5 protein-coding genes and 1 pseudogene are annotated in these 6,665 nt (G+C 59.7%); 2 read left to right on the top strand and 4 right to left on the bottom strand.

Going from position 1 to position 6,665, the window contains the following annotated elements; genetic code table 11:
• The 3 genes and pseudogenes from DBR24_RS32645 to DBR24_RS17870 all read right to left on the bottom strand — a co-directional run.
• Positions 1–505 (bottom strand): annotated as a pseudogene (locus tag DBR24_RS32645) (TolC family protein); the annotation flags it as partial.
• A 10-nt stretch (positions 506–515) separates the two neighbouring features.
• Positions 516–1,862: an HlyD family type I secretion periplasmic adaptor subunit gene (locus tag DBR24_RS17875; RefSeq protein ID WP_128615415.1), complete on the bottom strand. Its 1,347-nt coding sequence runs from the start codon at positions 1,860–1,862 to the stop codon at positions 516–518.
• Positions 1,863–3,599, bottom strand: coding sequence for a type I secretion system permease/ATPase (locus DBR24_RS17870; RefSeq protein WP_128615414.1), 1,737 nt, complete (start codon positions 3,597–3,599; stop codon positions 1,863–1,865).
• A 315-nt stretch (positions 3,600–3,914) separates the two neighbouring features.
• Between DBR24_RS17870 and DBR24_RS17865 the strand changes: the two genes are divergently transcribed.
• The gene (locus tag DBR24_RS17865; RefSeq protein WP_128615413.1) at positions 3,915–4,613 is read left to right on the top strand and encodes a response regulator transcription factor; all 699 of its coding nucleotides are present in this window, start codon (positions 3,915–3,917) and stop codon (positions 4,611–4,613) included.
• Here DBR24_RS17865 and DBR24_RS17860 read toward each other — a convergent pair whose 3' ends face one another.
• Complete coding sequence (locus DBR24_RS17860) at positions 4,614–6,092, bottom strand: sensor histidine kinase (RefSeq protein WP_128615412.1); 1,479 nt, start codon at positions 6,090–6,092, stop codon at positions 4,614–4,616.
• 73 nt (positions 6,093–6,165) lie between these two features.
• Between DBR24_RS17860 and DBR24_RS32640 the strand changes: the two genes are divergently transcribed.
• Positions 6,166–6,665: hypothetical protein (locus DBR24_RS32640; protein ID WP_256591602.1), on the top strand; the 500-nt coding region annotated here is incomplete at its 3' end.

The following is a 6,665-nucleotide window of genomic DNA, read 5'->3' as shown; positions in this document are numbered from 1 at the left end:
GAGTTGAGGCCACCTGTTCATTCAGTGCGTTGAGTTTGGCCGTTGAAAGCTTGACCGTTTCAGGGGCCAGCAGCACGTCGAAGTAACGCCCGGCCAGGCGCACCGCCGAGTCCTGGGCCTTGCCGTCGTACACCGCGTTACCGTACTCGGCCTGATACTGGCCTTGCCGATACTCGGCCATTTTCTGCTTGTTGAATAATGGCTGGCGCAGTTGCAGGGTGGCACCGCGCGAGGCGTAGTTCAGGTCGTTGGTGTGATTGTTACCGTAGAAGTCCGGCTGTTGCTGCGTGCCGTTGATATGGTTGTCGAACGCGGTGATCCCGATTTTCGGCAGCAGGCCGGATTTGCCGATGGCGCGGTTTTCCAGAGCGGCATCACGCTCGTGCCCGGCTGACAGCAAGGTGGGACCCTGAAATTGCATCAGGTTCCACGACTCGCGCAGGTCCAGTGCTGCGGCCGATTGTGCCAGCCCCAACAGCGTGGCAACCCCGATCACTCGTCGCAGGCCATGCACTTCATTGCTCCTTGAACGCGCTGTTGACGCGGTCGAGCAGAGGTTTCAACAGGTAGCTGAGCAGGTTGCGCTCCCCGGTCTTGATGGTGACCGAGGCGGGCATGCCGGCACGTATGTGATTGTCGCCGAGCATGGCCATGCCGGCCCGGGTCACTTCGATCTGGGCCAGGTAATAGGGCTGCTTGTTGTCCTCACTCATCAGTCGGTCGGCAGAGATGGTCAGCACCTTGCCGGGAATGTTGGGCGTCTGCACATGGTTGAACGCGGGGAACGAAATCATTACCGGCAGCCCGGGGTTCATACGGTCGATGGCCTGCACCGGAATCATCGCGTCGATTTGCAAAGGCTCATGGGCGGGGACGATTTCCATGATCTTGAAACCGGGGGCGATGACCCCGCCGACCGTCGACACGCTCAAGCCCTGCACCATGCCGTCGATGGGCGAGCGGATTACCGTGTGCCGCACCTGATAGTCCAGCGCCTGCAAGCGATCGGTGAGGGCGCTGTTTTCCTTTTGTACATCGGCCAGCAGCGACTGCACTTCCTTGCGGTAGTCGTATTCGCGCTGGATGATGCGCAACTTGATGTCGGCCGCCTGCCCCCGGGCGCGGGCGATGTTGTTCAGGTTATCGGCCTGAGAGGCATTCAGGTCGGAACCGGTGCGCTCCAGTTCCAGCATGCGGTTGCGCGGCACGTAGCCTTCGGCGGCGAGTTGGCGCACGCCGGTCAGTTCCTGATTGAGGAAGCCAATCTGTGATGAGCGGGCGTTGTAGACGCGCTGCAGCCCCTTGATTTGCGCGTCCGCCGAGTTGAGCGATTCGCGCAGGATGTCGAGCTCGCCGGCCAGACTGGCGCGGCGCGTTTCGAACAGATGACGCTGCAGGCGGATCGCCTCGCTCAGGTGCTCATTGTCGGCGTAGCGCTGCAGCATGAGCGGGTCGAAGACCACCTCCGATAAACCGTCGCGCTCGGCTTGCAGACGGTTTTCCATGGTTTTCGTGGCGATGAATTGGGCGTTGACTACCCCTTGCTCGGAGAGCGCCTGAGTGGCATCGAGCCTGACCAGTTCCTGATCCTTTCTGACGTTGTCGCCTTCACGCACCAGAATCGCGTCGATGGTGCCGCCGGTCTGGTGCTGAATGGCCTTGCGGTTACTGGTGACCTTGACCGTGGCGGTGGCAACGATCCCCGCGTCCAGCGGCGCGAGCCATGACCAGAGTAAAAAACTGCCGAAGCCGACGATCACCAACAGCACGCCCCAGCGCGCCGGGCGTCGGTCGTCGACGTCGATCTCGGCCACTGCACGCAGCAGTTCCTGGCCATGCGGGTCAACACTCAAGGCCCCCATTTACTCTCTCCCGCGCACGGCTGACAGGGTGGGTGAGCCCACGGTCGGTAGCACGCTGGTTTGACGCAACGCCGCGAACACCTCTTCCCGTGGGCCGAACAACTGGGTGCTGCCTTCGCGCAGCATCAGGACTTTATCGACAGTGCCGAGGATGCTCGGCCGATGGCTGATCAACACCGTGGTGCAGCGCCGCTGCTTCAGATCCTCCAGCACTTCGATCAGTGCTTTCTCGCCGGCGTCGTCGAGGTTGGCGTTGGGTTCGTCGAGCACAATCAGCGAAGGTTCGCCATACAGCGCGCGAGCCAGGCCGATGCGTTGGCGCTGGCCACCGGACAACGGGTTGCCATCGACGTCCAGCGTGGTGTCGTAACCTCGGGCAAAGCGCAGGATCATGTCGTGTACGCCGGCGCGCCTGGCGGCGATGATCACCGCTTCACTGTCGACATTGCCGAAGCGCGCGATGTTGTCGGCGATGGTCCCTTCGAACAATTCCACGTCCTGCGGCAGATAGCCGATCCACGGGCCCAGTTCCTGTTTGTTCCACAGGTAGACGTCGGCACCGTCGAGTCGCACCTTGCCGCTGAGTGCGGGCCAGATGCCCACCAGCAAACGCGCCAGTGTCGATTTTCCCGACGCAGAAGGACCGATGATGCCCAGTGATTCACCGGGTGACAGGTTGAAGTTGGGCCCGTGAAGGATGGCTTGCGTCATGCCCGGTGCACCGGCGTGCAGGTGTTCCACCGAGATCATGCCCAACGGTTTTTGCAGTTTCATCGCATCGGCGCGGGCCGGGAAATCCTGCAGCAGGTCGCGCAGGCGCGACCACGCACGGCGACTGGTCAGCAGTTGTTTCCAGGCACCTATCAATTGCTCCACGGGTGCCAGTGCCCGGCCACTGAGGATCGAACAGGCGATCATCATGCCCGGGGTGATCGAGCCCTCGATGGCCAGCAACGCACCGGTGCCGAGGATCAGTGATTGCAGGGTGATACGCACGAAACGCCCGAGGCCGCTGATGTAGGCCGCTCGATCCGAGGCCATAGTCTGCATCTGCAGAATCCGCAGGTGGCTGCCGAACCAGCGCCCGGTGATCGCCGGCAGCATGCCCATCGCTTCAATGACTTCGGCGTTGCGCAGATTGTTGTTGGCGAATGTGCCTGAAACCTGGGCGGCCATGTTGGCTTCGGCCAGGGGCTTTTTCGTGGCGATTTCGGTGAGCCAGGTCAGTGCCACCAGAATCAGCGAGCCGCACAAGGTGACGATACCCAGCAACGGATGAATCAGATAGGCGACGAACAGGTAGATTGGCGTCCACGGCGCATCGAAAAAGGCGAACAGCCCATTGCCGGTCAGAAACTGGCGCACCTGGGCAAGGTCTTGCAGCGCCTGGGCGGGGTTGCCGCCGGCACGTTGCAGGTTGCGCTCGAACGCGGCGGTGAACACTCGACGGTTGAGGGCCATGTCGAGCCGGTTGCCGACCCGGATCATCACACGGGTGCGCACGACTTCGAGCATTGCCAGCAGGGTGTAGAGGCCGATCATCAGCAAGGTCAGCATCATCAGGGTGGTGAGGTTGCTGCTGACCAGCGCCCGGTCGTACACCTGCAACATGTAGATGGCAGGAGAGAGCATCAGCACGTTGATCACGCCACTGAATCCGGCCAGCGAATAAAGCGTGTGGCGCAGCCGAAAAAACACGTCGGCAAACTCGGATCGCGGGTGTTTTTTCGTGTTCATCGCAAGGTTCCAGTGCCGTGGCCTGATGTACCTCAGCGTAGGAGAGCGACTGTTGGTCGGATGACCTTCAGGTCCGGGTTTTCACTGGCGTTATATTTCTGACGGTTTTTTGTTTATTCAAAAACAATGGCTTGCCCGTCTATTTTGTCGCCGCTTGTTAAGCGGATGACTTGTTGACGGCGAAAAATCGCCCGACCTAAGTCTAATTTTTGCGCTGGCGACCCGGTCTGCAATGGGTCGGAGCCCTGCGGCCGGGCGGGTTAGCTGCTATTAATCAATGGGCGTCAATACGCATGGCCTTTTCAGGAGCGCGTTATGAATCCGTTTATCCGCATCGGTATTGCCGATGATCACCCTCTACTGCGTGAAGGTGTTGCCAACACGTTGAGAAAAAGGGCAGATCTGCAAGTCGTGGAACAAGGCGGCAATGCCGACGAGGCACGGGATATTGCTCAGCGGATGAGACCGGACGTGATGCTGATGGACGTCAATATGCCGGGCGACGTATTTGCCGCAGTGAAGTTCATCTCCACGCAATTACCGCAGGTGAAAGTGCTGATGCTGACGGTGTCAGAGTCTGAGGATGACGCCTATTCAGCCCTGGAAGCGGGTGCGCGCGGATATGTGTTGAAGGGCGTCAGCGGACCGGATCTGGTGCTGGCGATCCGTTCGATTGCCAGGGGCGAAACCTTTATCACCCCAGAGTTCGCCAACAAACTGTTGAGCAATTTCAAGAAACATGAAGCCGAAGTCCGCAAGATCGACCTCACTCATCGGGAAGAGCAGATTATCCGCGAAGTCTCGAAGGGCCTGACCAACAAAGAGGTGGCCTCCAAGCTGTTCATCAGCGAAAAAACCGTCAAGTACTACATGACCTGCGTGATGCAAAAGTTGCATGCACGCAACCGGGTGGAAGCGGTCACGGCGCTCAGGCGCCACTGGGAGCGCGAGGCTGTCGGACGATTGCACATCAGCCCGGCGCCAACGCCTCTGGATGTTCACGGGGGGTCCTGATTACCACTGCAACTGTGCACTGATGGCGGTGCCGACGCCCGGTGAGGACTCGATACTGAACACGCCGCCCAGTGACTCCACGCGATAGCGCAAACCGGCCAGCCCCAGCCGGTTTCGTCCGTGGCCATCGACCACTAAAGCGTCGGCCGCCATGCCCGGCCCGTCGTCTTTGACGGTGATGGTCAGTGTTCCTTCCTGGTGATGCGCGATGATCCTCTGGCCTTTGCCCTGCGCATGTCGGTAGGCATTGTTCAGTGCCTCTTGCACAAAACGGTAAAGGCACAGCTTCACCGGTAGTGGTGCCGCGTCTGGCAAATTTTCGATATTCAACTGCACTTTGCTGCCTGTGCGTTGTTCATGCCGCTGGGCCACCAGCTGCAGTTCCTGCGTCAGGGTCAGGTCGTTGATTTCCGGAAGGGCCAGGCCTCGCGAAAGGTCGCGCACCTCACGCAAGGCGTCGGTAGCGGCGCCGCGGATGGTTTCCAGCGACTCCTGATCCAGTGTTGTGCAGTGCTCGGCCAAGTCATCCAGGCGGATCAGAATCAGTGTCAGCAGTTGGGCCGGCCCGTCATGCAGATCGGCACCAATGCGGCGCAGGGTCAATTCGTTGATGCGCGAGAACTCCTGGGTCGCGGTGTTGATTTTGCGATGCAGGGCGGCGTTGCTGATGTGCAGGCGGGTCTGCTCCAACAGCCGCATTCGCAGGGTCACCTGTTGATGCTGGATGATCTGGTCGCCACGCCGGACAATGAAAAACAGCAGCGTCAACATCGCCAGCGTGGCCGTGCCGACCACCATCCACACTTGTTGACGGACGCGGTTGATTTCCTGTTCCAGGCTTTCGGCTTTTTCGTAGAACTCGCCCACGGCGATGATTTTCCGGGTGCTGAATTCGCGCAGTGGCGCGTAGATTTCGTACAGCGGTACGTTGAGCTTGCGCTCGAATTCGTTCTCTTCCTGATCCAGGTCTTCAAGGTCGGTGACCACATTGCCTTTGAGCGCCTCGGCAATTTCATCCATCGGGAACTGGCGGTTGGTGATGGATTTGTCTGTGCTGTAGACCACCGTGCCATCGCCACGCCAGATTTTGATCGAGACGATGTGTCGCTTCAGCGAGCGGCTATCCATGAGCCGATCCAGGGATTTGACGCTGGTCGGGGACAGGCCGTTATCGCGACTCATCTCCTGCACGTACGGCTCCAGAAACGCTTCCATGTAATGCGCGCCCGCTTCGGCAGCGCTCTGCACGGCTGCACGCTCGATGCGTGCACTTACCAGTTTGCCGACGAAAAACATCGTCAGCCCGAGGATCACTGCAGCGGCCAGCACAAACTGGGTGGAGCGGCTCAGATGGCGGGTGCGCTGCTTGAAGCGCCAGCGCCAGAGTCTTCCGTGGACAGGTCTGGGTTCGACCAAAGTCTCAGACTCATCGGCGACAAAAGTCTCGATTTTTGATTGGACTTTTGCATCTTTTGCCATCGCGTCGATTTCCTGATGATCGTGGTAAGTCGGTTGAAAAACCTTGCGAGCCAACGGATATCCGGAGTTTGCCATGTACCAGCTAAAGCGCTTCACCCTCAACAGCAACGATATTTCGTTCCTCGAGCAACAGGTGACGTTTCCGACCATCCATATCGTTGGCTACGACAGCGCCGGTCAGCCGCTATACGGCTATGACGGTTCCGATGGCAATGTCCATGTGCTCGGCTTGCTTGGTAGCTTCAACCCACTCGACACACCGCCCGGTGAGACCGTCTGGTACAACGGCGCCCGCGATCCGATCGGTCTGCGCAACGTCTCCGGCCATTTCAACAACCTGACTCAGGACGGGCAAAGCTGGGGCAGTTTCGGGCAGAACTTCATCCGTTTGACCCATTCGGACTACAACCACTACGTCCAGCAAAATCTGAGTAACGACGCCTTGGCCGGCGCCGGCGTTCCGGCAGGCGCCACGCCCATGACTGACAGTAGTTCACTCTATAGCGATCCGACAGCATCGCTGGTGGACTACACCCCGCGGATGATCAGCCAGACCATCGTCAGCGGCGGGGT

Origin of the sequence: Pseudomonas sp. HMWF006, assembly GCF_003061205.1 — a bacterium.
Lineage (GTDB): Bacteria > Pseudomonadota > Gammaproteobacteria > Pseudomonadales > Pseudomonadaceae > Aquipseudomonas > Aquipseudomonas monsensis.
Note: the sequence above shows the minus strand (reverse complement) of the source record. Positions and strands in the feature narration are given on the sequence as shown.

Bases quoted from the DNA above. Each gene is read 5' to 3' on its own strand.
- DBR24_RS17860 (WP_128615412.1), bottom strand. From the start codon at position 6,092: ATGGCAAAAGATGCAAAAGTCCAATCAAAAATCGAGACTTTTGTCGCC.
- DBR24_RS17865 (WP_128615413.1), top strand. From the start codon at position 3,915: ATGAATCCGTTTATCCGCATCGGTATTGCCGATGATCACCCTCTACTG.
- DBR24_RS17875 (WP_128615415.1), bottom strand. From the start codon at position 1,862: ATGGGGGCCTTGAGTGTTGACCCGCATGGCCAGGAACTGCTGCGTGCA.
- DBR24_RS17870 (WP_128615414.1), bottom strand. From the start codon at position 3,599: ATGAACACGAAAAAACACCCGCGATCCGAGTTTGCCGACGTGTTTTTT.